General features: G+C 70.1%; 24 protein-coding genes. 16 read left to right on the forward strand and 8 right to left on the reverse strand.

What is annotated here, in order from left to right; genetic code table 11:
• Positions 1–31 precede the first annotated feature (31 nt).
• Positions 32–826, forward strand: coding sequence for an enoyl-CoA hydratase (locus VKN16_02530; GenBank protein HME93080.1), 795 nt, complete (start codon positions 32–34; stop codon positions 824–826).
• On the opposite strand, the gene VKN16_02535 is transcribed toward VKN16_02530, so the two are convergent.
• Complete coding sequence (locus VKN16_02535) at positions 813–1,523, reverse strand: hypothetical protein (GenBank protein HME93081.1); 711 nt, start codon at positions 1,521–1,523, stop codon at positions 813–815. The two genes, VKN16_02530 and VKN16_02535, sit on opposite strands and share 14 nt — an antisense overlap.
• Before the next feature lie 167 nt (positions 1,524–1,690).
• On the opposite strand from VKN16_02535, the gene VKN16_02540 reads away from it, so the two are divergent.
• From VKN16_02540 to VKN16_02580, 9 genes are all read left to right on the forward strand, one after another.
• A complete protein-coding gene (locus VKN16_02540; protein ID HME93082.1) occupies positions 1,691–3,076 on the forward strand; it encodes an ABC transporter substrate-binding protein in 1,386 nt (461 codons plus the stop codon).
• A gap of 167 nt (positions 3,077–3,243) precedes the next feature.
• Positions 3,244–5,478: a hypothetical protein gene (locus VKN16_02545; GenBank protein HME93083.1), complete on the forward strand. Its 2,235-nt coding sequence runs from the start codon at positions 3,244–3,246 to the stop codon at positions 5,476–5,478.
• A 21-nt stretch (positions 5,479–5,499) separates the two neighbouring features.
• Positions 5,500–6,381, forward strand: coding sequence for a branched-chain amino acid ABC transporter permease (locus VKN16_02550; protein ID HME93084.1), 882 nt, complete (start codon positions 5,500–5,502; stop codon positions 6,379–6,381).
• Positions 6,378–7,367 carry a branched-chain amino acid ABC transporter permease gene (locus VKN16_02555; GenBank protein HME93085.1) on the forward strand — a complete coding sequence of 330 codons (990 nt, stop codon included), beginning with the start codon at positions 6,378–6,380 and terminating at the stop codon, positions 7,365–7,367. The genes VKN16_02550 and VKN16_02555 overlap by 4 nt, the downstream gene beginning before the upstream one ends.
• 2 nt (positions 7,368–7,369) lie before the next feature.
• Positions 7,370–8,122 (forward strand): ABC transporter ATP-binding protein, encoded by a 753-nt coding sequence (locus VKN16_02560; GenBank protein HME93086.1) that lies wholly within the window; start codon positions 7,370–7,372, stop codon positions 8,120–8,122.
• Positions 8,123–8,127: 5 nt separating this feature from the next.
• Positions 8,128–8,841 (forward strand): ABC transporter ATP-binding protein, encoded by a 714-nt coding sequence (locus tag VKN16_02565; GenBank protein ID HME93087.1) that lies wholly within the window; start codon positions 8,128–8,130, stop codon positions 8,839–8,841.
• On the forward strand, positions 8,841–9,188 hold the full coding sequence (locus VKN16_02570; GenBank protein HME93088.1) for a hypothetical protein: 348 nt from the start codon (positions 8,841–8,843) through the stop codon (positions 9,186–9,188). Before VKN16_02565 ends, VKN16_02570 begins: the two co-directional genes overlap by 1 nt.
• Positions 9,188–10,312 carry an NAD(P)/FAD-dependent oxidoreductase gene (locus tag VKN16_02575; GenBank protein HME93089.1) on the forward strand — a complete coding sequence of 375 codons (1,125 nt, stop codon included), beginning with the start codon at positions 9,188–9,190 and terminating at the stop codon, positions 10,310–10,312. The genes VKN16_02570 and VKN16_02575 overlap by 1 nt, the downstream gene beginning before the upstream one ends.
• The gene (locus VKN16_02580; GenBank protein ID HME93090.1) at positions 10,309–11,214 is read left to right on the forward strand and encodes a cyclopropane-fatty-acyl-phospholipid synthase family protein; all 906 of its coding nucleotides are present in this window, start codon (positions 10,309–10,311) and stop codon (positions 11,212–11,214) included. The genes VKN16_02575 and VKN16_02580 overlap by 4 nt, the downstream gene beginning before the upstream one ends.
• 17 nt (positions 11,215–11,231) lie before the next feature.
• On the opposite strand, the gene VKN16_02585 is transcribed toward VKN16_02580, so the two are convergent.
• The gene (locus tag VKN16_02585; GenBank protein ID HME93091.1) at positions 11,232–11,843 is read right to left on the reverse strand and encodes a haloacid dehalogenase-like hydrolase; all 612 of its coding nucleotides are present in this window, start codon (positions 11,841–11,843) and stop codon (positions 11,232–11,234) included.
• A 13-nt stretch (positions 11,844–11,856) separates the two neighbouring features.
• Positions 11,857–12,315, reverse strand: a complete 459-nt coding sequence (locus VKN16_02590) for a maleylpyruvate isomerase N-terminal domain-containing protein (protein HME93092.1) — start codon at positions 12,313–12,315, stop codon at positions 11,857–11,859.
• A gap of 111 nt (positions 12,316–12,426) precedes the next feature.
• Here VKN16_02590 and VKN16_02595 point away from each other — a divergent pair, with 111 nt between their 5' ends.
• Positions 12,427–13,956, forward strand: a complete 1,530-nt coding sequence (locus VKN16_02595; protein HME93093.1) for an AMP-binding protein — start codon at positions 12,427–12,429, stop codon at positions 13,954–13,956.
• Positions 13,953–15,560, forward strand: a complete 1,608-nt coding sequence (locus VKN16_02600) for an adenylate/guanylate cyclase domain-containing protein (protein HME93094.1) — start codon at positions 13,953–13,955, stop codon at positions 15,558–15,560. The genes VKN16_02595 and VKN16_02600 overlap by 4 nt, the downstream gene beginning before the upstream one ends.
• Here the strand turns inward: VKN16_02600 and VKN16_02605 are convergent, their stop codons facing one another.
• Together VKN16_02605 and VKN16_02610 are read right to left on the reverse strand one after the other, a co-directional pair.
• Positions 15,561–15,953, reverse strand: coding sequence for a hypothetical protein (locus VKN16_02605; protein HME93095.1), 393 nt, complete (start codon positions 15,951–15,953; stop codon positions 15,561–15,563).
• A gap of 29 nt (positions 15,954–15,982) precedes the next feature.
• Positions 15,983–17,200, reverse strand: coding sequence for an MFS transporter (locus tag VKN16_02610; protein ID HME93096.1), 1,218 nt, complete (start codon positions 17,198–17,200; stop codon positions 15,983–15,985).
• Positions 17,201–17,319: 119 nt separating this feature from the next.
• Here VKN16_02610 and VKN16_02615 point away from each other — a divergent pair, with 119 nt between their 5' ends.
• The 4 genes from VKN16_02615 (at position 17,320) to VKN16_02630 (ending at position 20,967) form a co-directional block, all read left to right on the forward strand.
• The gene (locus VKN16_02615) at positions 17,320–18,324 is read left to right on the forward strand and encodes a class 1 fructose-bisphosphatase (GenBank protein ID HME93097.1); all 1,005 of its coding nucleotides are present in this window, start codon (positions 17,320–17,322) and stop codon (positions 18,322–18,324) included.
• Positions 18,325–18,351: 27 nt separating this feature from the next.
• Complete coding sequence (locus VKN16_02620) at positions 18,352–19,278, forward strand: class I fructose-bisphosphate aldolase (GenBank protein HME93098.1); 927 nt, start codon at positions 18,352–18,354, stop codon at positions 19,276–19,278.
• Positions 19,279–19,295: 17 nt separating this feature from the next.
• The gene (locus VKN16_02625; protein ID HME93099.1) at positions 19,296–20,252 is read left to right on the forward strand and encodes a cyclase family protein; all 957 of its coding nucleotides are present in this window, start codon (positions 19,296–19,298) and stop codon (positions 20,250–20,252) included.
• A 70-nt stretch (positions 20,253–20,322) separates the two neighbouring features.
• Positions 20,323–20,967 carry a hypothetical protein gene (locus VKN16_02630; GenBank protein ID HME93100.1) on the forward strand — a complete coding sequence of 215 codons (645 nt, stop codon included), beginning with the start codon at positions 20,323–20,325 and terminating at the stop codon, positions 20,965–20,967.
• 136 nt (positions 20,968–21,103) lie between these two features.
• On the opposite strand, the gene VKN16_02635 is transcribed toward VKN16_02630, so the two are convergent.
• From VKN16_02635 to VKN16_02645, 3 genes are all read right to left on the reverse strand, one after another.
• Positions 21,104–22,321, reverse strand: a complete 1,218-nt coding sequence (locus VKN16_02635; protein ID HME93101.1) for an ABC transporter substrate-binding protein — start codon at positions 22,319–22,321, stop codon at positions 21,104–21,106.
• A 58-nt stretch (positions 22,322–22,379) separates the two neighbouring features.
• Positions 22,380–23,336 carry a branched-chain amino acid ABC transporter permease gene (locus VKN16_02640; GenBank protein ID HME93102.1) on the reverse strand — a complete coding sequence of 319 codons (957 nt, stop codon included), beginning with the start codon at positions 23,334–23,336 and terminating at the stop codon, positions 22,380–22,382.
• Between the two features lie 98 nt (positions 23,337–23,434).
• Positions 23,435–24,316 (reverse strand): branched-chain amino acid ABC transporter permease, encoded by an 882-nt coding sequence (locus VKN16_02645; GenBank protein HME93103.1) that lies wholly within the window; start codon positions 24,314–24,316, stop codon positions 23,435–23,437.
• Positions 24,317–24,451 lie beyond the last annotated feature (135 nt).

The raw sequence follows: 24,451 nt of genomic DNA on the forward strand, positions 1-24,451 counted from the left end.
AATCGCCGCTGCTCCGAGAGGAGGGGCGCCGATGACCACCGACCTGCTCGAGAACGTGAAGGATGGAGTGGCCGTGCTCACCCTGAACCGTCCCGAGCGCCTCAACGCGATGTCGCGTCCCATGCTCGACGCGCTGCTGGAAGCTCTGCCGCGGCTCGCGGACGACGCGTCGGTCGGCGTCATCGTCCTGACCGGCGCCGGGCGCGGCTTCTGCGCCGGCGGTGACGTCAAGGCAATGGCCGAGGGTACCGAGCTGGGTGGGCAGACCATGGAGGAGAAGGCCCAGGCGCTGCGGTCGCGCATGGAGGCCTCGCGCTGGCTCCACGAGCTGCCGAAGCCGACCATCGCGATGATGCGCGGGCCGGCGGCGGGCGCGGGCCTCTCGCTCGCGATGGCCTGCGACATGCGGATCGCCAGCGACACGGTGCGGCTCGGCACCGCCTTCGCGCGGGTCGGCTACTCTGGCGACTTCGGCGGCAGCTACTACCTCACGCAGCTCGTGGGCACCGCGAAGGCGCGCGAGCTGTACTTCACCGCGGACCTGCTGGATGCGCAGGAGGCCCTCGGCCTCGGGCTCGTCAATCGCGTCGTGCCCGACGCGCGGCTCGAGGAGGAGACCATGGCGCTGGCCTCCCGGCTGGCCCGCGGGCCGCGCGTGGCCTATCGCTACATGAAGCGGAACATGAACGCGGCGGAGAGCGCCTCGCTGAAGGACATGCTCGACCTCGAGGCCTGGCACCATACGCGCACCGGCATGACCGAGGACCACCGGGAAGCCGCCCGCGCCTTCGTGGAGAAGCGCGAGCCCCAGTTCAAGGGCCGCTGAGCCGTGTCACTCCCTCTCCCCGACTCATGCCCGGTCCCCCCAGGGGAGTGGGCAGGGTGAGGGCCCGCCGGGCCCCGACCTTCCACGCGAGATACACCATTCCCGCCGTCATCCCCACGATGACGGCGGTGGTCGCCACCACGGAGAGCTGAGACAGCCACACCAGCGTTCCGCTGGACAGCCCGACGAATGCCAGGCCGACCACCGGGATCACCGGCGCCCCGCAACCCATGACGGTGCAGCCGCCCGTGGCCAGCCCGCAGACGCTGCCCGCCGCGCCCAGCGCCCCGCCTTGCCGGCCGAGACGGAGGCCCCAGCCGGCGGCGCCCGTCTGGTCGCGGCGGTAGCGCCACAGGGCGAAGTAGGCCCCGATCAGGAGCGCCATCAGGGCGAAGCGGGCCAGGTCGGCCGTGGTCACCGCGAAGCCCCAGTCGATGCCGAAGACGCCGTCGGCCGAGAACCAGAAGAGGGCCAGGCCCCACGCCTTGTCCAGGCGCTCGGAGAGCGGGCCCTTCCCCGAGGCCAGGTACCCCGGCAGACTCGGCAGCCAGGGATTGAACGTGAAGTAGTCGACCGGCTTGCGGGCCAGGGAGAGCACGACGACCGGGACCAGGACGTCCAGGGCCAGGACGACCGAGGTGACGGCGGCGAAGATGCCCCAGTGCGCCCGGAGCGCCCACCCGATGCCTGTCGACACGCGTCCGAGGCTGCCCATTCGGCCTGCCGGGCCGATTATAGCGGGCCTCCGGCCGCGCCGGAACTCCTTGCGATCGGCTCGGAGTGTGGGGCAGTATGGCGGCGGATGATCGGAGCGGTTCCGCACCTGGGGTTCCCTACCGTCCCCCCAACGAGGAGGGCAGACACATGACGCAAGAAGTGAGTCGGCGCGATTTCCTGGCCCGTCTGGGTGTGACCGTCGGCACGGCCGCCGCCGGCGCGGCGGCGGCCGCCGGCGTGCCGCTGGCCGCGGTGCCGCTCGTCTCGCAGGCGCACGCACAGCCGAAGGGCAACATCCCGGACACCCCGTACAAGATTGCCCACATGACCTTCTTCACCGGCGCCGCCGCGGTCCTGGGCGAGCCGTCCTTCAAGGGGCACACGCTCGCCGCCGAGGAGATCAACGCGCAGGGCGGCCTGCTCGGCAAGCGGAAGATCGAGACGCTGAAGGCCGACGAGAACGCGGGCACCGACGCCAACGTGAAGGAGATGCGGCGGCTCAAGCTCTCCGAGAAAGCCGACCTCTTCACCGGCGTCATCTCGAGCGGCAACACCCCCGCGCTCGGGCCGGTGGCCGAAGAGCTGAAGATGCTCACGATCTTCGTCGACGGCTGCACCGACTTCCTGTTCGACAAGGCGGTGCCGAATCCGCACTACATCTTCCGCATCACCAACATCCAGTCGGCCGACGGCGTGACCTGCGCCCTGGCCGCGGCCATGACCTGGGGCAAGTCGATCAAGCGGATGGCCCACATCCATCCCGACTACTCCTACGGGCGCAACGCCTTCGACCACTTCAACATCGTCATGAAGAAGATGGTGCCGGGCGCCCAGACCGTCTCGGAGGGCTGGCCCAAGCTCGGGACGACCGACTTCACTTCGCACATCACGAAGGCCATCGCCTCGAAGCCGGATCTGCTGGTGTCGTCGGTGTGGGGTGGCGACTACGTGGCGCTCTACAAGCAGGCCCTCCGCTACGACATGTTCAAGAAGATGAAGTTCGCGAGCACGATCGCCTTCGGGGTCGCTCCCCACGCGATCGGCAAGGATCATCCGGAGGGCGCCATCGCGGGCGTGCACTCCAACTACTACTTCAACTATCCGCCCAACAATCGCTGGCCGCTCAACACCGAGTTCGTGAAGAAGTACTTCGACCGGTGGAAGGAGTACCCGAACTTCCAGTCCGAGGGCGCGTACTCCACCCTGTACATGCTGAAGACCGCGGTGGAGAAGGCCAACCGGCTGACCGGCGGCTGGCCCGACGACGACGCGCTCATCAGCCAGCTCGAGGGCATGATGCATCCCGGGCCGGCGGGCTACGTCTACATCCGTCCCGACACCCACCAGGGCTACAAGGACGCGATGACGGGCTTCAGCATCAACTCGCCCGACTATCCGTTCCAGATCCTGGATCCGACCCGCATCATCACGATCCCGATCCGCAACATCACGGCGCCTCCCGGCTGGCCCAAGGGTGAGCCGACCTCGACCTACACCTGGATCGACAAGACCTGGCCCACGGTCAAGGCCTGAGCCGCTCCCCCCTCTCCCTCTCCCCCGCGAGGGGGAGAGGGCAGGGTGAGGGGGCGGGTGCTGAGGCGGCGGGCCGGGAGGGGGCCGGCGGCGACAGGGCAGGCGGTGAGGCTGGTGCCGAGATCGCCAAGCGCCTCCATCTCCCGCTCGGCCTCCTCCTCCTGCTCGTGCTGCTCGCCCGACCCGCGCATGCGGGGCACGAGCTGCCGTTCTACCCGGGCTACTACCCGCAGGAGATCCGCCTCGAGACGCTGACGCCCGCCGCGGCGGCCGCCCAGCTCCGCAACAGCACCCTGCACGCCTACATCGGCGCCGATCCCTTCGCCGGTTCGCGTCTGCCCTCCAACGTGACGGGAGTCGAGTCGCTCCAGGGCTACCTGGTCGCCACGCCCGCGGCCGGCTCATCCGGCGAGTCGCGCTGCCTGGCCGCCCAGCGTATCGGCAAGCGTCTCGGCGCCGCGCGAGCCGGCTTCGTGGCGCACCCGTATCCGGTCACGCCCCATCACGCCGACTACCTCCAGCAATACGACCTGGCCCAGGCTGCCAAGAAGGCCGTCGAGGGCGTGCCGGCCGGACCGCCCCCACGCCTGTCCCTACGCGGAGTTGTAGCCGAACGTCTGCTGGCGCAGTCGAAGGAGAAGACCGAGGCGAAAGAGCCCGCCGTCGCCGTCGAGGAGGTCGATCTCCGGACCCTGCTCGCCGCACAGGGAATCGGGACCGGTGAGTTCCCGGGCCCGCCGTGGGCGAAGGAGGGATGGTTCCACGCCTACCTCCTGCTGTCGCCGTCGATGGCCGACCCCGCCGCCCGACAGGTCGCGGATGATCTCTATCGCCGGCTGACGACCGGGGCCTACGCGGGCGCCGCCGAGCGCGCCGATCTCGAGCGACGCCTCGTCTCCCATCTGACCGCCGGCTGCGAGCGCGCGGTGCTCGGCTACACCCTCCGACGCGAGCCGTTCAACTCCGAGTTCTCCCAGGGCGTGGAGAACATCGCCTGGGACTCCCAGGCCGGCTTCGACTCCGAGATCTTCGTGCGCACGGTGAAGCTCAAGGACTTCCCCTGGAACGGCTGGCTCAAAGTCGCCATCGGCTCGCGGCCCGTTGCGGCGTGGAACCCGGTCGCGGGCTTCACCGACCCGGCCGGGCGCCTCATCTGGGCCGCGATGGGCGATCCCGCGCTGCTGCCCGCCCCCTACGCGGCCTCCGCCGTCCCGCATCGCGCGGTGCCCGCCGGAGTGCAGGTCGCCGGACCGGCCGGCCTCGAGATTCCCGAGGACGCGCTGCTGCCCGAGCCGGGCACGGGCCTGCTGCAGCCGGTAGGCAAGGGCAAGACGGCGCGCGCCCGGGTCACGTACCGGCTCTGGGGCTCGGCCGCTCACGACAACACGCGGGTCACGCCGGCGGACGCGCTCTATCCGTACAGCTTCGCGGCGCGCTGGGGCACGCGGCGCGCCGGCGCCGCCGACTACGACCCGGCGGTGGACGCGGCCACCGCGGTCTCCCGCGCGGCGCTGGCCGCCGTCCGCCTGGTCGGCGTGGAGAGCGAGGTTCGGCGCTACAGCGACATCACATTCACCTACGTGATCCCGGTGATCGAGGTCTATCTCAAGACCGGGTCGACCGATCCGCAGGAGCTCGCGGCGCTGGCTCCGCCCTGGAGCGCGGTGCCCTGGCACGTGACCGCGCTGATGGAGGAGGCGGTGCGGCGCGGGGTCGGCGCCTTCTCGGCCGCCGAGGCCAGGCGCCGCAGGGTGCGCTGGCTCGACCTCGCGCGCGATGCCCGCACGCGGGAGGAGCTGGGGCGCGTGCTGGACGGCCTCGCCGGTGCCAACCACATCCCGGAGCCGCTCCGGCGGCTGGTGGGCGCCGACGAGGCGCAGACACGCTGGGCGGCGCTCCGCCAGTTCGCCCAGCGGCGGGGGCACTACCTGGTCACCAACGGCCCCTATCAGCTCGAGAAGTGGACCGAGGGCGCGGTGGTCCTGCAGGTCTTCCGCGACATGAACAATCCGCTCGGGGTGGGGAGCTACGACCGCTTCGCGATCCCGCGGCGTGCCTACGTCTCGCGCATCACCGCGCGCGGCGACCGGCTGGAGGTGAGCGCGGAGATCGAGCGCACCGAGAAGTTCCTGCGGGACTTCCGCCTCGTCCGCGAGCCCCTGGGCTCCCCCGACGAGGACAAGGTCGACGTGCCGGTCTGCCGCTACGTGATCCTGGGCCCGGACGGCGGGGTGGTGGCGGCGGGGGTCTCGCGCGAGGTCCAGGCCTCCCGCCTCATCATCGACCTGAAGGGCCGGCTCAAGCCGGGCCGCTACACCGCGCTGGTGGCGCTGGCCCTGGGCGACAACCTGGTGGGGCCGGAGATCGCGACGGCCCAGTTCCGGGTTGATGGCGCGCCATGAAGTAGGGCATCTTATCGGCCGATGGACACCCTGGTCGTCCACCTCCTCAACGCGCTGCTGTACGCGTCGGTGATGTTCCTGATCGCGGGCGGGCTGAGCCTCATCTACGGGGTCATGCGCATCGTGAACATGGCCCACGGCAACCTCTACGCCTTCGGCGCCTACGTCACCGCGTGGGCGGTCGGCCGCGCGCTCGGCGGCGCCACCGAGGCGAGCCTGTGGCTGTACCTGTTGCTGCCGGTGGGCGCGCTCGGGGCGGCGGCGCTGGGCGCCCTGCTCGAGCCGACGCTGCTGCGGCCGCTGTACCGCCGCGCCGAGGAGTATCAGCTGCTGATCACCTTCGGCCTGCTCCTGATCCTGGAAGACCTCATGCGGCTCCTGTGGGGCCCGTACCCGCTGCAGGTGAGCGCGCTCTACGAGGCGCTCGGCAGCCTCACCATCGGCGAGTCGATCTACCCGACGTACAACCTGCTCGTCATCGTGGTCGGCGGCATCGCGGCGGCCGGGCTCTGGGCCTTCGTCTACCGGACCCAGTTCGGGGTGGTGCTGCGCGCGACCTCCCAGAACATGCGCATGGCCTCCGCCCTCGGCGTCAACGTCAACCGCGTCTACGTGCAGGCCTTCACGCTGGGCTGCTTCATGGCCGGTCTCGGCGGCGCGGTGATCGTGCCGCAGCAGGGCGCGGTGCTCGGCATGGGCGTCGACGCCCTGATCCTCGCCTTCGTGGTCGTGGTCATCGGCGGCCTGGGCAGCCTGGAGGGGGCGCTGATCGGGGCCCTGATGGTCGGCATCGTGCGCGAGGCGGGCATCACCTTCTTCCCGGAGATCGAGCTGGCGGTGCTCTACCTGATGGCCGCGGTCGTGCTGCTGGTGCGACCCGCGGGCATCCTGGGACGCGCGTGACCGCGGTGGGCACGCAGCCGGCTCGCGTCGCCGCCTGGTCCGCCCCGGTTCTCCTCGCCCTGATCGTGCTGCCGTTCGTGGTCCCGCCGTACCAGACCGTGCTGCTCTCCTACGGCCTCGTCTTCGCGATCGCCGCCCTCGGCTTCAATCTGCTCCTGGGCTACACTGGCCTGCTCTCGTTCGGCCACTCCGCCTATTTCGGCGCGGGAGCCTACGCGGTCGCCTTCATCGTGAAGTACGCCAAGCTCGACTCGATGGAGGCCTTCGTGCTGGGCGGCATCGTGGCCTCGGGCGCGATCGCCGCGCTCTTCGGGCTGCTCTGCGTCCGCTACACTCGGATCTTCTTCGGCATCCTGACCATGGCCCTGTCCCAGGTGCTGTGGAGCCTCGCCTTCAAGTTCTTCTGGGTGACCGGCGGCAGCGACGGCCTGCGGGTGCCCACCCCCACGCTGCTCGGCGGCTACGTCCGGGCCGGCAACGACAAGTTCGAGTTCCTCTCGCACCGCTACTACTATTACGTGCTCGCGATGTTCGTGATCTGCGTGGCCGTGATGTGGGTCATCGTGCACTCCCCCTTCGGCAAGGCGCTCCAGGCCATTCGCGACAACGAGACGCGCGCCGAGTTCGTCGGCGTGCAGGTCTGGCACTATCGCTGGGTGGCCTTCGTCATCTCCGGCGTCTTCACCGGCATCGCGGGGGCGCTGTGGGTGCCGCTCAACGGGCTCACCACGCCCGACATCCTGCACTGGACCTTCTCGGGCAAGATGGTGTTCTTCACGGTGCTGGGCGGCTTCCAGACCTTCTTCGGCCCCATCGTGGGCGCGGTCATCTACAACTACCTCGAGACCTACGCGGTGGGCCACACCGTGTACTGGCAGATGGTCCTGGGCATCGTGCTGGTGGTCCTCGTGCTGGCGCTCCCCGCGGGCATCGTCGGCACCCTGCGACGGCTGGCCCTGCGGCCGGCCAAGGTGGAGGCGGCCTGAGCGTGGACATCCTCAAGACGAGCGGGCTCGCCAAGTCCTTCGGGGACACCCACGCGGTCGACCACGTGGACTTCCGGGTCAGCGCGGGCGAGGTGCTGGCCCTCATCGGTTCCAACGGGGCGGGCAAGACGACCCTCATCAACTTGATCAGCGGCCTCATCCCACCCGACTCGGGGGTGGTCGAGTTCGAGGGGCACGACATCACGCGCGCGTCCATCCACCGGAAGATCGAGCTGGGCATCGCGCGGAGCTTCCAGCTGGTCAACCTGTTCGACCAGCTGAGCGTGCAGGACAACGTGGCCCTGGCCATCTTCTCGCGGCAGGGCCGCACGCGGCGGCTGCTTTCCCTCGCGGCTTCTGACCGAGAGGTCCGCGACGAATCCGCCGCGGTGCTCCGGGACTTCGGGCTGGTGAGCCGGGCCGGGATGTCCGCGGGCGGGCTGTCCCAGGGCGAGCGCAAGCTGCTGGACGTGGCGGTGGCCTATGCGCTGCGGCCCAAGCTGCTCTTCCTGGACGAGCCGACCAGCGGAGTCAGCACGCGCGAGAAGACTCCGATCATGGACATCATCAGCCAGGTGGTGCGCTCGGGCGGCATCACCGCGGTGATCGTCGAGCACGACATGGACGTGGTCTTCACCTACTGTCCGCGGATCGTCGCGATGCACCAGGGCGGCATCCTGGCCGACGGCACCCCCGACGAGATCCGCAACAACCCGCAGGTCACCGCCAACCTGCTCGGCACCCAGGCGACCTGACCCGCATGCTCGAGCTCGAGCGGCTGAACGTCTTCCGCGGCCCCGCCCAGGTGCTCCGCAATCTGTCGATGGCGGTCGCCGATCGCGAGTCGGTCTGCCTGGTCGGCCGCAACGGCGCGGGCAAGACCACCACCATCGACAGCATCATGGGACTCCTGGCCATCCGGAGCGGGCGCATCGTCTTCGGCGGACGCGACATCACGAAGCTCGCCACGCACCGGCGCGCGCTCTCCGGGATTGGCTACTCCCCGGAGGACGCCGGGATCTTCCCGGACCTCACGGTGGCCGAGAACTTCCTGATCAGCCAGTCGCTGGCCCGCGCGGCCGGCAAGCCGGTGCGGGGCGACAACGGCATCGACGAGCGGGTGCTCGCGCTCTTCCCGGAGATCGCCCAGTTCACCGGCCGTCGGGGTCTCTACCTCTCGGGCGGGCAGAAGAAGATGGTGGCCATCGGCCGTGCCATGACCCTGTCGCCGTCGATCCTGCTCCTGGACGAGCCCTTCGAGGGCCTGGCCCCGGTGGTGGTCAGCCGGTTCATCGACGCGGTGAAGCAGATCAAGGCGATGGGCATCTCGCTGCTGATCGCGGAGTCCAACCTGATGACCGCCTCGCGGGTCGCCGACCGGCTGTACGCGATCGACCGCGGCGAGATCATCTTCGAAGGGGAGCCCAGGCGTGCCTTCGAGAACCCCGACGTCATGAAGACCATCCGCGGCTGATGCTGGGCTCGCTCCTACCGACGCCGACCCCCGGGCGCGCCGCCGCCATCCTCCGAGAGGTCTTCGGCGGACTGCCCGCGTCGTTCGCCTTCCGGCTGTGGGACGGCCAGGAGGTGCGCTTCGGCGCCCGCGCCCCGGTGTGCACCGCGGTCATCAAGAGCCCGGAAACCTTCCTCTCGCTGATCCGCGATCCCTCGCCGTACAATTTCGCGGAGGCGTACGTGCAGAGCCGGCTCGATCTCGAGGGCGACCTCTTCGCCACGATGGAGGTGGCGAACGCGGTGGAGAGCCTCCAGGTCACGCCGTTCCGGAAGCTGTCCATCTTCCTGTCGCTGTGGAGGCGGTGATGGATCACGACGTGATCGTGGTCGGCGGAGGGCCCGGCGGCAGCACCGCGGCCTGGCGGCTTGCCGGCGCGGGGCTCCGGCCCCTCGTGCTCGACGCGGCGGTCTTCCCCCGCGTGAAGATCTGCGCCGGGTGGGTGACGCCGGAAGCGCTCGCCGACCTCGAGGTGGACCCCGACAAGTACCCGCTGACCATCCAGCCCTTCGACCGCTGCGTGCTCGAGTTCGCGGGCTCGCGCCACGAGACGGGCTGGCGGCGTCCGACCAGCTACGGCATCATCCGGCGCGAGTTCGACCACTACCTGCTCGAGCGCGCCGCCGCCGCGGGGGCCGACGTGCGCTGGGGCATCCGGGTCACCGGCGTCAGCGAGCGGGCCGACCGGGTACGGGTCGAGACCGACCGCGCCGCCTTCGAGGCGTCCGCGGTGATCGGCGCGGGCGGCCACCGCTGTCCGGTGGCCCGCGCGCTCGGTGAGGTGGACGAGCGCGAGGAGGTGGTGGTGGCGCAGGAGAGCGAGACGCGCCTGTCGCCTCGGTGGACCGAGCGCCTCGAGCCGTTCCTGCGCGCGCCGGAGCTGTACCTGGAGCCCGACCTGCGCGGCTACGGCTGGTACTTCCCGAAGCGCGACTTCGTCAACATCGGGGTGGGCTGCACCCGGGGCAGCGACGGCAGCCTGCCGCGCCGGCGCGAGGCGCTGCTGACCGCGCTGCGCGCCTCCGGCCGCCTGCCCGACGGGCTGGCGATCGAGCCATTCAAGGGGCATTCCTACGTGGTGCGCCGCCGGGCCCCGCGGCGCCTGCACGGCGCCCGTTTCTGTCTCATCGGCGACGCGGCGGGGCTGGCGCGCGACATGTCGGGCGAGGGGATCGGCCCCGCGATCCGCAGCGGACGGCTGGCCGCGGAGGCGGTGGCCGGGCTGATCCGGCTCGGCACGCCGCTCGACGGCTACGCGCGGCAGATCGTGGAGCGCTATGGTCCCGGCGAGCTCGGCTGGCTCTCCCGCAAGCTCTCGGGCCTGCCCGACTCGCTGGCGCGCCTCGGGGTGCGGGTGATCGTCGGCTCCGAGGCGGCGCGGCGGCGCATCGTCTTCGACTCCATCTTCGGCATGCGAGAGGTCGCCTCATGACGCGACGCCCCCGGTCCAAGGAGTACGACGCCAGGTCCATCGCGCACCACTACGACGTCTCCAACGACTTCTACGCCCTCTTCCTCGACCCGCTGATGGTCTACACCTGCGCCTACTATCGCGATCCGGACGGCAAGCTCGAGCAGGCGCAGGCCGACAAGCTCGACCTGGTCTGCCGCAAGCTGCGCCTGCAGCCGGGCGAGCGCGTGCTCGACATCGGCTGCGGCTGGGGCGGCTTCAGCATCTGGGCCGCCCAGCACTACGGCGTCCGGGCCCACGGGGTGACACTGTCGCGCCGGCAGGCGGAGTGGGCCGCGGCGCGGATCAAGCGCGAGGGACTCGAGGGCCGCTGCCTCGTCGAGTACCGGGACGTGCGCGACCTGCCCCCCGACGCCCGCTACGACAAGATCGCGGCGATCGGGGTGATCGAGCACGTCGGCATCCCGAACTATCCCGCGTTCTTCGGACGCGTGAAGGAGATGCTGGTGGACGGCGGCCTCTACCTCAACCACGGCATCCACCACGAGTTCCACTGGGAGCGCACGAGCCAGACCGACTTCCTGTACCGTCACGTGTTCCCCAACGGTGACCTCTCCGGGGTGACCGAGACGCTCACCGAGATGGAGCGCGCGGGGTGGGAGCTGCTCGACCTGGAGAACCTGCGCAAGCACTACGCGCGAACCTGCCGCCACTGGGCCGAGCGCTTGAAGGCCCGGGCCGACGAGGCGCGCGCCATCGTGGGCGAGCAGATCTACCGGACCTGGCTCCTCTACCTCACGTGCTCGTCGGTCGCCTTCACCAGCGGGTCCATCGGGCTCTACCAGATCGTGATGCAGAAGCAGTGGGACCGCGCCACCGGCGACCAGCCCACCACCCGCGAGGGGATCTACACCGGCTGGTAGCGGTTGGCCGATCCGCCTCACAGCGCGAGGATCGCACGCGCGATGGCGGAAAGATCGCCGTGCGGACAGTGCCGGACGTGACCGAGGTCCGGCGGGCGGTCGAGACCGACGTAGAACGCGTGACCGGCCGCCTGGAGCAGCGAGGCGTCGCGAGGACTATCACCGACCGCGGTGACCTCGTGCCGGCCCACGCCCTCGGCGGCCATCAATCGCTCGAGCCACGGACCCTTGTCCTCGGGCCACAACGGGACGACCGTCCCGTCGGGCTCCAGACGCGTGGCTCCCCAGTGAGCGGCGCCGAAGCGGTTCGCGAACCATTCGACGTGGAAATCCCACGCGAGCGAGACGATCGCGGTGCTCACGCCTCGACGGTGCAGGAGGACAAATGCCTGCTCGACGCCCGGAGCGAGGAGCGCGCCTGCCGAGGCACGGCCGAGCTCGGTGCGCGACAACCGTCGCCAGGGGGCGACGCGCTCGGCCATCACGGCGGCCGACACGCCGCGCATCGACAGGATCTCCATCTGTTGTTCCCATTCCGGATGGCCGAGGGCCGCGCCCATCACCGCCAGGGCATTCGGCCCGCGGATCAGCGTCCCATCGAGATCGAAGGCGACCAGCCGGATGGACACGCGCCCGCTTCGACTAGCGCCGCGACAGCGCCCGGTCGATCTCGTCGAGGTGCTCGCGCCGGTGCTCGGCCCGGTGCACGTTGATTGGATTGCCGGCGGCCGCGTTCGCGGCGATCAGGGCCTCGGAGAGGCCGGCCACGCGCTGATCCGCGGCCTTCCCCGCCGCGACGGCGAGGCGGGCGGCCTCGCGCGGGGGCAGGGCCAGGCAGAGCGGCTTGCCCGCGTCGTTGACCCAGTCCACCGAGCTCTCGCCGAAGGCGGGCGGCGCGGTTCCGTGTCCGTCGGTGCCCCAGCCGTCCAGCAGCACCACGATACGGTAGTCCCAGAAGGCGAGATGGGCCAGCACGCCCGACACCGTCCAGCCCGCGTCCATCGGGCGCGCCAGGTCCTGATCGCTCAGCCGGGCCACCAGCGTCTCGAGCCGCGTGAGCTGTGCCTGGTTCTCCGTCACGTACGATCGGTCCGCCGCCATGGTTCGCCTCCTCGCGTCGATCGGGTTGACCCTCTGACCCCGGCGGGCCCGCGCCCGTGAAACGCGCGGCCGTTGCCGCCCCCGCCCGATTCATGTTACACACGCATCGCGATGGATGTCCTCGCCGCGCACGCCGCCCGGCACCCCGACAAGCCCGCGCTCATCGAAGGCGAGCGTGTCTGGAGCTGGGCCGAGCTCGTCTCCCGGCGGAACCGGCTCGGCCACGGGCTGGTCGGCCTCGGGCTGCCCACCGGCGGCCACGTCATCGTATACGCCGAGAACTCCCTCGAGCACTATCTGGCCAGCGCGGCCGCGCGGGCCGCCGGGCTGATCCCCGCCCCGATGAATCATCGGCTGGTGGCCGAGGAGGTCCTCTACATCCTCGATCATTCCGACGCGCTGGCGGTGCTGGTGAGCGACCGTTTCGTGCCGATGGTCGAGGCGGTGCGGAGCGAGGCGAAGAAGGTGCGGCAGTGGATTCTCCTCGGCGCGGAGCGCCGGCCGTGGGCCAGCCACGTCGACGACCTGATCGCGTCGGGCCGGCCGGATCACGTCGAGCCGCCCGGCGGTCCGGGCTTCGGCGCGTCCATCATCTACACCGGGGGCACCACCGGCCGGCCGAAGGGCGCCCTCCGGCGCGGCGTGAACCCGCAAGATCTGATGGACACGCTGCGGGCGCTCGACCTGCTGGATCCCGGGCACGTCCACCTGGTGGCCGGGCCCATGTACCACTCGGCGCCCGGCGGGCTGGCCCTCTACGCGCACCTGGTCGGGGCCACCGTCGTCATCATGCCGAAGTTCGATCCCGAGCAGGCGCTCGCCCAGATCGCCCGCCATCGCTGCAGCAGCACCTTCATGGCGCCCACGCTGCTCAAGCGGATCGTCGAGCTGCCCAAGGAGATCCGGGCGCGCTACGACGTCTCCTCGATGCGCGCCATCATCATGGCGGCGGCCCCGTGCCCGATGAGCGTCAAGGAGGCGGTGGTGGCCTGCTTCGGGCCCGCCCTCTACGAGTTCTACGGCTCGAGCGAGCTGGGGGTGAACACGATCCTCAAGCCCGAGGACGTGCTGCGCAAGCCGGGCTCGTGCGGCCGGGCCGCGCCGGGCAAGGAGATCGCGCTGCTCGACGACGACGGCCGGCCGGTGCCGCCGGGCCAGCCCGGCGAGCTGTTCGTGCGCCGCGGCCCGGGGATCCTCGACGAGTACTACCGCGATCCGGAGGCGACCGCGCGGATGCACCGTGGCGAGTGGTACAGCGTCGGCGACGTGGCCTACGTGGACGCCGACGGCTTCTACTACATCTGCGACCGCAAGCGCGACATGATCATCTCGGCGGGCGTCAACATCTATCCGGCCGAGATCGAGGACGTGCTGCATCGCCATCCCAAGGTCCTGGACGCCGCGGTCTTCGGCGTGCCCGACGAGGAATGGGGCGAGCGCGTGCACGCCGCGCTGCACGTGCGGCCCGACGAGACCCTCACCGCGGACGAGATCGCCGCGTTCTGCCGGCTGCACATGGCCGGCTACAAGGTGCCGCGCGAGGTGTCCTTCCACGAAGTGTTCCCGCGCGACGCGGCGGGCAAGCTGCTGAAGCGGCAGCTGCGCGAGCCCTACTGGGCCGGCCGCGTCTCGCGGGTGTGACGGGCCCGGCCGTGCGGGTGCGCCTCACCGCGCGGATCACCGTCCTCATCATCCTGGTCCTGGTCATCGGCTTCGGCGTGTCCACCATCCTCACCATCCAGCGCGAGAGCGCGCTCCTGGTCGAGCAGAACAAGATGGCGGCGCGCCAGCTCATCGGCACCCTGGTGTCGAGCATCGAGACCGCGATGCTCTCGGAGCGGCCGGACATCACCCGCGGCCTCATCGACGACCTGCGGGGCTCGAAGCTGGTGCAGGGGCTCGTGGTCTATCGCCGCAACGGCGTCGAGGCGTTCACCGACCTCGCCACCCTGCGCGAGGTCTCCAAGGAGGCCGAGCTGCCCCAGGGGGTGATGGCCTCGATCATGAAAATGAAGCGCGAGCCCGGCCGCACCATGGCCGGTCCGCTCTTCACCCGCGCGCTCGAGACCCTGCAGACCCAGGAGGCGCTCGAATCGCACGACGGGGCCACCGTCTTCACGGTCTACCAGCCCATCCCGAACCAGGAGCGCTGCCAGGGCTGCCACGGCTCCGACCACAAGGTGCGGGCGGTGATCCAGGCCGCCACCTCGATGGAGCCGGTCATGGCCGAGGTGCGCATGCAGCGCAACCGCCAGATCATGATCGGGCTCCTCACCATCGTGGCCGCGGCCGCGGTGCTCGCGGTGGCCATGCGCCAGGTGGTGGTGCGCCCGATCCACGAGCTGGCCACGGTGGCCCGGCGCATCGGCGAGGGCGACTTCGCGGTGCGGGCCCCGACCCGCTCGGGCGACGAGGTAGCCGAGCTGGGCCAGGCCTTGAACGACATGACCTCGCACCTGGCCAAGGCGCAGCAGGACCTGGCCTCCCGCAACACCGAGCTGGCCACCGCGCTGGAGAACCTGCAGGCCTCTCGCCAGCGGCTCGAGGTGCTGGAGCAGCTCAAGGGCGAGCTGTCCAAGTTCGTGCCGGACGCGGTGAAGGAGCTGCTCGAGCGCGACCCCACCGCCACCAGCCTCGAGAAGCGCAACGAGGAGGTCTCGGTGCTCTTCCTCGACATCGCAGGCTACACCCGGCTCAGCGAGCAGCTCGAGGCCAAGCGGCTGAACCAGCTCGTGCAGACCTACTTCTCGAGCTTCCTCGAGATCATCCGCCAGCACCACGGCGACGTGAACGAGACCGCGGGCGACGGGCTGATGGTGATCTTCCAGCGGCAGCGGCGCGGGGAGCAGAGCGGCGACGAGGACCACGCGCTGAACGCCACCCGGGCCGCCTTCGCCATCCGCCAGAGGACCGCCGCGCTCAACGACGAGTACGCGGGGGTGTTCCCGGCCATCGCGCTGCACATGGGGATCAACACCGGCACCGCGCTGGTGGGCGCGACCAAGCTGAGCGGGGCCGGCTCCCAGCGCTGGACCTTCACCGCCACCGGGCCCACCACCAACCTGGCCGCGCGCTTCGCGGGAGCGGCGGAGGGCGGCGACATCGTGGTGGGCGCGGTGACCGCGGAGCGGATCGCGAGCCTGTTCGTCCTGGAGTCGCTCGGGGAGCGAACGTTCAAGAACGTCTCGCAGCCGCTCCCGGTATATCGGGTGATCCCGCCGGGCGTTTACAGCAAGGTCACCTAGCTACATCCCGGCCCCGCCGCCGCCCTTCCAGTCCAGCGCGGTCACCGACACGCGGTAGGACGCGCCGGCCGCCCTCACCGGTATCTCGAAGTACGCGCGATCCGTGATCTGCACCACGCCACGGATGAAGCCGTAGGTGTGGCCGACGACGGCCCCGGAGCCGTCGAGGCTCTCCACGTAGAGGACCACGTCACTGGCCGGCCGACCGTAGTCGTTGTAGACGTAGCCCAGGATGAGCGGCCGCCCGCCGCGTCCGGTGCCGACCTGCCAGTCGAGACGGATCCGCGAGTCGACCGTGGCGGTGGCGCTGAGCGCCGCCGCCGGGCCGGACGGCCCGAGCGTGGCCAGCGCCAGGATGGCCGCAAGCAGAACCGAGCCTCTCGTCGTCTTCATCGTCGTCTCCTCCCGCGACGCGCCGGCCATCAGCGGCGGCCTCCGGCCATGAGGCTGGCCTCGGGCAGCGCCCGGAGCCGGGCCATGGCCAGCACGCCCAGGGCGGGACCGACCGCGAGCATCGCGAAGGCCCAGCGCCAGCCTACCAGACTCACCGCCGGCGGAATGGCCCAGATCGAGGCCATGGTGAGCGCGAAGCCGAGGCAGGTCTGCGTGGTGAGCGCGGTGCCCACGTAGGCGGCGGGCGCCAGCTCGGTCACCGCGGTCGAGAACTGGGCGGAGTCCGCGATGACGGTGACGCCCCAGACGATCGCGACGACCAGGGTGATCACGGGCGGCCCGCCGAAGGTGAAGCCGATGAGGACCGCGCAGAGCCCGGAGAAGGCCATCGCGGCGATGGTCAGCGTGGTCCGGCCCCAGCGGTCGGCGAGGGCGCCCCCCGCGTAGGCGCCGAGGCCGCCCGCCAGGCCGACACACACGAAGGTGGCCTCGCTGGCATTGAGACCCGCGTACCCACCGCCGCCGCGGGCCTCCACGCTCGCGGCCAGGAACGCGGCCAGCCACGTCCACATCGCGTACAGCTCCCACATGTGGCCGAAGTAGCCGAGGCAGGCCAGGCGCGCGCCCCGCTCGCGCAGCACGGCCGTGGCCATGCGCACGTCGAAGCGGGCGGGCGGGAAGCGGTAGGGGCCCTCGGTCACGCGGGTGACGACCAGCGCGGCCAGGACGCCCAGCGCCGAGGCCGCGAGCAGGGTGTGCCGCCACGGCAGCTCGGTGAGGCCGCGGATGAGATGCGGCGTGGCCGAGCCGACGGTGAGCGCGGCGACCAGCAGCCCGATGGCGAGCCCGCGGCCCTCGCGGAACCACGTGGCCGCGATCTTCATCGCGGGCGGATAGGTGCCGGCGAGGAACACGCCGGTGAGGAAGCGGAGCGCCAGGGCGGAGCCGAGGTGGTCGGCCCAGAGCGCCAGCGCCGCGTTCACCGCGGCGGCGGCCAGCGCGCCCCACCGCATGAGCGAGCGCGAGGGCAGCACGTCGGGCAGATTGGCGAGCGCGGCGAGCAGAGTCCCGACGATGAAGCCGGCCTGCACCGCGATGGTGAGCCCGGCGCGTCCGCCGTCGCCGAGCGCCCACTCACGCGACAGCGCGGGCAGGACCGCGGAGGCGCTGAACCAGAGCGACAGCGCCAGCATCTCGGCGAGAGAAAGCAGGACGAGGGCGCGCCAGCGCGCCGATCCGTCGGTCATGACTCGTGCATCTAATCACATGTCGGACGCCTCGGTCGGTTGACTGAGCAAGGTCGATCGTCTAGCATCCGATGAGGCGCTCGTGCATGGCGCCATCCGATCACCGACGAGAGGATTCCATGGCCGATTCGCCGATGACGCTATCGGAACACCTCGCCGGCCAGTCCGCCTCGCTGCCCGCCTCGCACGCCCCAGGGGTCGCCACCGTCGTCGGCCGCATCGGGCGCGTGGCCGCGGTCATCGCGCAGGAGCTGGCGCACGCGGCCCTGCGTGACCGGCTCGGCTACGTCGGCGGGACCAACGTCACCGGCGACCAGGTCAAGAAGCTGGACGTCTGGGGCCACGACGTCATGACGTCCGCGCTTCGCGAGACACGCGCCTGCGCGGCCCTGGTCTCCGAGGAATCGCCCGATCCGATCGAGATGAGCGAGGCGGGCGGGCCCAACGCCCTGGTGGTCTGCGCGGATCCCGTCGACGGCTCGTCCAACCTCGACGTCAATGGCGCGGTGGGGACGATCTTCTCGTTGCGGCCGTCCGGTGGGAAGACCCCGGCGGCGCCCGCCGCGCTCGGCCGCGGCTCCGAGCAGATCGCGGCGGGCTACGTCATGTACGGGCCTGCCACCACGCTGGTCTACACGGTGGGAACGGGGACCCACGGCTTCACGCTCAACCCGGAGACCGGCGAGTTCTTCCTCACCCATCCCGACATTCGCATTCCTCGGCGCGGCAAGATCTACGGGATCAACGAGGGCAACGTGCACACGTGGCATCCCGGTCAGCAGGCCTTCGTGGCGCACCTGAAGGGGAAGGACAAGGCGAGCGGCCGGCCCTACTCGCTGCGCTACTCGGGCGCGATGGTGGCCGACGTGCACCGCACGCTCCTGGACGGGGGGCTGTTCATGTACCCGGCCGACTGGAGCGATCCACAGAAGCCCAAGGCCAAGCTGCGCCTGCTCTACGAGGTCGCCCCGATGGGTATGATCGTCGAGCAGGCGGGCGGCGGCGCGACCACCGGACTCGAGCGCGTGCTCGACCTGGTCGCGGCGGACTATCACCAGCGATCGGCCGTCATCCTCGGCAGCCCCGAGGACGTCGCGATGGCCGAGGAGTTCTACCGTCGGTAACCACCGACCCAGGAAAGGACGGCTATCATGGAATCGCGAGTGAAGGAGATCCTGAGCTGGTACGGCAGCGACAGCCCCGGCACCCGCACCAACATCGCCCGGCTCCTGAATCACGGCCGCCTGGCCGGCACCGGCAAGCTGGTGATCCTGCCGGTGGACCAGGGCTTCGAGCACGGCCCGGCCCGTAGCTTCGCGGTCAACCCGGCCGGCTACGACCCTTCGTATCATTTCCGCCTGGCCATCGACGCCGGCTGCAACGCCTACGCGGCGCCGCTCGGCTTCCTGGAGGCGGGCGCGGCCGAGTTCGCGGGCGAGGTGCCGCTGATCCTCAAGATGAACAACCACGACGTGCTCCACGACGAGAAGGATCCGCTCTCCGCGGTGACCGGCTCGGTCAAGGACGCGCTCCGGCTCGGCTGCGTGGCGGTGGGCTTCACGATCTACCCCGGCTCCTCGCAGGCCCAGATCATGTACCAGCAGTGCCGCGAGATGATCCAGGAGGCCAAGGCCAACGGTCTCGCCGCGGTGGTGTGGTCCTACCCGCGCGGCTCCGACGTGAGCAAGGCGGGGGAGACCGGCCTCGACGTCGTCGCCTACGCCGCGCAGATCGCGGCCCAGCTGGGTGCCCACGTCATCAAGGTGAAGCCGCCCACCGAGCACATCGAGCAGGCCGAGGCCAAGAAGGCCTACGAGAAGGCCAGGGTCCCGATGGCCACGCTGAGCGAGCGGGTGCGTCACGTGGTGCAATCCTCCTTCGACGGACGGCGCATCGTGATCTTCTCGGGCGGCGCCACCAAGGAGAACGACGAGGCGATCTTCGACGAGTGCCGCGGCATCCGGGACGGCGGCGGCTTCGGCTCGATCATCGGACGCAACTCGTTCCAGCGGCCGCGCGATCACGCGCTGCGGTTCCTGGACACCGTGATGAAGATCTACTCGGGCGAGAAGAAGTAGCCCCGGCCCGCTGCATCGTGCCCGCTCGCCCGGCGGTCCCGTCGGAGGCTCAGGTCCGCGAGTACCTGACGACGCTCTCCAACTGGGGCCGCTGGGGCCGCGAGGACGAGCTGGGCACGATCAACCTCATCACCCCCGCCAAGCGTCAGGCCGCGGCTCGCCTCGTGACCCACGGCGAGAGCGTGTCCTGCGCGCGTCCGATCAGCACCGAGATCACCGCCGACACCACCGTGCAGCCCCTGCGCTTCATGGTGGACTCGGGCGAAGGGCGCGACACCGTCTCGGCCGAGCGCGCCCTGCAGCGGCGCGGGGCGGCCGAGTTCATCGGCATGGTGTTCCACGGCTACACGATCACCCACGTGGACGCGCCGGCGCACTACTTCTGGGACGGCAAGCTCTACAACGGCCGCTCCTGCAACACGGTGACCTCGCGAGAAGGGGCCACCGTGAGCTCGGTCGAGGTGCTGCGCGACGGCGTGGTGAGCCGCGGGGTGCTGCTCGACGTGGCGCGGGCCCGCGGCGTCCCGTGGCTCGAGGCGGGAGTCGGCGTCATGCCCGAGGACCTCGAAGCCGCCGAGGAGGCCCAGGGCGTGCGGGTGGAGTCGGGCGACATCCTCCTGGTGCGCACCGGCTACTACGGGCGGCGGCTCGCGGAAGGGCCGGTGAATCCGCTCAAGGCCGGCAACCCGGCGCTCCACGCCGCCTGCTGCCCGTGGCTGCGCGACCGGGGCGTGGCCATGATCGGCACGGACACCCACAACGACGTGAACCCGTTGCCGTACCCGTCGATGGGCAACTCCTTCCACGTGGTCTGCCTGGTCGCGATGGGCCTCTGGCTCATCGACAACGCCAATCTCGAGGACCTGGCCCGCGTGGCGGCCCGCCTGGGCCGCTGGGAGTTCCTGCTGACCGTCGCGCCCCTGCGTCTACACAACGTGACGGGCTCTCCGGTCAATCCCATCGCGGTCTTCTAGCGAACCGAGACGCAGCGCGGCAGCCGAATTCGCTCCCGGGCCAAAATCTCGCTGACTTATACTCGGGGGCATGGAGCGGCACGCCTCCTGGGTCCCCGTGGTGGCCGTCATGCTGATCGTCGTCGGCCTTGTCACGCTGGCCGCGCCGGCTCCCGCCCAGGCCTTCGATCCGCAGCTCGCGCTGGCCCTGGCCTCCGCGGCCGGCGCGATCACCATGATCACCGTCTACCTGATCGTCTCCAACTCGCGCGAGAAGGATCGGGCCGCCTCGATGAACGGCATCTACAACTGCCGCGAGCCGGAGTCTTCCGGACCGATGGGCTGTGCCGGGCCCTCGCGGCCGGTCCCCGGCGCGTCGGCCATCGCGGAGGGCCCGATGGGCGCGGAGAGTCACGCTGGAGCGGGCGGGGTGCCGATGTCGACCGAAGGGCCCATGGCCTCGGTCGGTCTGATGCCGACCGCAGGGCCGATGGCCTCGGTCGGTCCGATGCCGACCGCCGCCGATGCGGCGCTTCAGAGCGCGGCGTCTCCGATGTTCGCCGACGGTCGCCGGGCGGCCGAGCTGCGCTCGGGTCGGAGCCTCGTGTGCCCGGGTGGCCAGGCGGCCGGCCCGATGGGCTGCGACGGCGCGATGGCCCCGGCCGCGGGCCACTCCACGCGGGGGTCCAGCGCCTCCGCTCCCGCGTCGACGTCCTCGCCCTACCTGGGCCAGTAGCCCCAGCCGAGGCCGGTTCTCCCGCTCACGCAGCGCCCCGCTGCGCAATCCGTCCGCTCGCGAAGGGTGCACCTGAAACAAGAGAGCCGGCGGGGTCTCCGCCGGCTCTCTTGCTCCGCGTCCGCGTTTCGCGCGTCTACTTGCGAACCGCCTCGATGACCTCGCCGAAGAGCGCCCACTTCTCACCGTCGAACTTGGCGAGCTGCTCCTGCTCGATGGGCGCGAAGTCGGTCGGGCTCGTATTGACCTTGATGCCGGGCAACAGCAGCGGCAGCTCGAAGTTCTTCACGCTCGCCGCCTGCTTCATGATGTTCTCGCGGGAGAAGTCGTTCCCGCACTGCTTCAGGACCTGGGTCATGAGGATCGCCACGTTGTAGCCGAAGCCGTTGGCCTGGTCGTCCAGCGCCCCTTCCGGATAGTACTTCTTCATGAAGGCCACCCAGTCGGTGAAGCCCTTGTCGTTCCGCCACTGGGGATCGGTCACTTCCTTCATGTACAGCGCGGTGATCAGATCCTTGGAGGCGTCGAGTCCCGCCGGCTTCAGCACCGTACCGAGCGAGCTCGACACGTTGTTGAGGAAGTGCAGCGGCTTCCACCCGATCTCGTGGGCCTTCTTGATCGCCTGCACCGCGTACTTCGGGATCGTGATGTTGAAGAAGACGTTGGCGCCGCTGTTCTTGAGATTGACGATCTGGGAGTCGATGGTGGGATCGGTCACCTCGTAGGTCTGCTTCAGCACGATCTGCTTCTTGGCGTCGCCGAGCCCGTCCTCGAAGCCCTTCAGGTAGTCCTTCCCGTAGTCGTCGTTCTGGTACAGGATGCCGATCTTGGCGTCCTTGACGTGGCTGAGCGCGTAGGCCGCGTAGACCCGGCCCTCGGTCTGGTAGTTGGGCTGGTATCCCATCGTCCACGGGAAGTTCTTCGGGTCGTTCCACTTGGTGGCGCCGGTGGCCACGAAGAGGTGCGGCACCTTCTGCTGGTTCACGTACTTGTGGATGGCGCTGTTCGGCGGCGTGCCCAGGGTCTGGAAGAGGAGCGCCACCTGGTCTTGCTCGACCAGCTTGCGAATCATCTCCACCGTCTTGGGCGGGCTGTAGCCGTCGTCGTAGCTGATGAAGTTGATCTTGCGGCCGTTGACTCCGCCCTCGTCGTTGACCTTCTTGAAGTAGGCGGCGATGGTCTTGCCGATGGTTCCGTAGGCGGAGGCGTTGCCGCTATACGGATTGGTGTTGCCGATCTTGATCTCGGTGGCGGTGACCCCGACGACCGTCTGGGCCGTGACCGCAGCCGCGGGCACCAGGGCCGTCAGGCCAGCCAGCAGGACACCTGCGATGAACCGCGTCAGCAAACTCATGAGCTCCTCCCGTTCAGGTTGAGTGTGGAACACCCAGGCCGGGCCAGGACCGCCCGCGTCACCGGCCCTCGCCCTTTGAAACCGCTGGCCTGGTCAGCCGGATCCACAGGATCTGCAGGAATCCGGCGATGCCTCGCGGCATCACGTACATGAAACCGATCAGGAATGCGCCGAAGATGGCCCAGGGCGCCGCCTTGGAGATGTCCTGGGCCCAGTTGGGAACGAACTGGATGAAGAGGGCCCCGTAGATGGGGCCGGAGATCGTGCCGAAGCCGCCGATGACGATCCCGGTCAGGAGCGTGATCGACAGGAAGACGTCGAACGAGTCGGGAGCGACGAAGGCAATCACGATGGCGCTGAGCGCGCCCGCGACGCCGGTGTAGGCCGCGCTCACCCCGAAGGTGACCGACTTGTAGAGCGCGTTGTTGACCCCCATCGCTTCGGCCGCGATGTGGTTGTCACGGATGGCGACGAGAGCCCGTCCCGTCCGACCGCCGAGCAGGTTCGCGGCCAGGACGAAGAGCACGATGGTCACCGCGAGGGTCAGGAAATAGAGCCACTGATCCTCGGTGAGGCGCAGGTGGAACGGAGCCTTGGGCTTGCTGAGGACGATGCCCTGGGAGCCGCCGGTCCATTCCTCGAAGTACTTCAGGATCTGCGGGACGGCCAGGGCCAGGGAGAACGTGGCCAGGGCCAGGTAGAGGCCCTCGAGGCGCAGGGCGGGCCGGCCGAACAGAAAGCCGACGATCAGGCACACGATCCCCGCCGCGGGGATGGTCCACCCGTAACCGATGCCCCATCGATCGATCATGATGGCGCTGGTGTAGGCGCCGATCCCGTAGAAGGCCCCGTGACCGAGGGAGAACTGCCCGTTGTAACCGGTGAGCAGGTTCAGTCCGAGGAGCGCGATGGCGTAGATCAGGACCTGGGTGAACTGGAACAGCCGGAAACCGCTCACGAAGAGCGGCAGCGCCGCCGCGAGCGCCAGCACCACGAGCAGAACCGTCACCTGCATGGCGCGGGAAGTCACCCGCGACCGCGGCGCGGCCGCCGACTGCGGACGGCCTTCCGCGGCCCTCGCGGCCGCCCCGGTGCCGGAGTCCGCGGCCATCGCTAGACCCGTCGCACGATGGTGCGGCCGAAGAGGCCGGTCGGCCGGACGAGCAGCACGATGATGATCATGGCGAGAGCGACCGTCAGCTTGAGCTCGGTGCCGATGAAGGAGACGTAGGTTCCGACCAGGTTCTCGGTGACGCCCACCAGGAGCCCGCCCACGACCGCGCCGAACGGGCTCGTGAAGCCGCCCACCGTCGCGGCGGCGAAGGCATAGAGCTGGATCCCGCCCATCATGTTGGGATCGAGGAACACCACCGGAGCCACCATCATGCCCGCCACCGCGCCGAACGCGGCGGCCAGCCCCCAGCCGAGGCCGAGCATCCAGCTCACCCGGATGCCGCAGAGTCGGCTCGAGACCGGGTTCTGGGCGGCCGCGCGCATGGCCAGGCCGAGCGTGGTGAAGCGGAAGAACAAGAAGAGCAGCACCAGCATGACGAGGGTCACGCCGATGGCGCCCAGATCGTGCGCGCCGAAGACGATCTGGCCGATCCGAATGGGCTTGTCCGGGAAGGGGCTGGGGAACGGCTTCTGGATGTACGAGTAGATCCAGCCGGCCACGCTGGTGAAGATCACGAGCAGGCCCAGCGTGACGATCACGATGGTGAGGATCGGCGCGCCCTCCACCGGGCGGATGATGATCCGCTCGATCAGGAGGCCGCCCACGAAGGCCACCACCACGGTGATCGCGAAGGTCACCCAGTAGGGCAGGCCCGCCTGCAGGAGGGACCAGGCCAGATACGTGCTGAACATGGCCATGTTGCCCTGGGCGAAGTTCACCACGTCGGTGGCCTGATAGATCATCACGAGGGCGAGGGCCAGGCTGGCGTAGATGCCCCCGGTCGCGAGGCCGGATACGATCTGCTGGATCAGGATGTCCATTTTAATTGGGGGGGAGCGAGCGCCGCTCCGCCCCCAAGCCCCCCCACCGCTCTTGGCGCGTGATCGGTCGGGTCTGCGGTCGGCTCGGATTGGTCGTCGCGGTCGAGGTTCGTGGGCTCATGGGTTGGCCGGGGG

This window comes from Candidatus Methylomirabilota bacterium, assembly GCA_035315345.1.
GTDB lineage: Bacteria > Methylomirabilota > Methylomirabilia > Rokubacteriales > CSP1-6 > CAMLFJ01.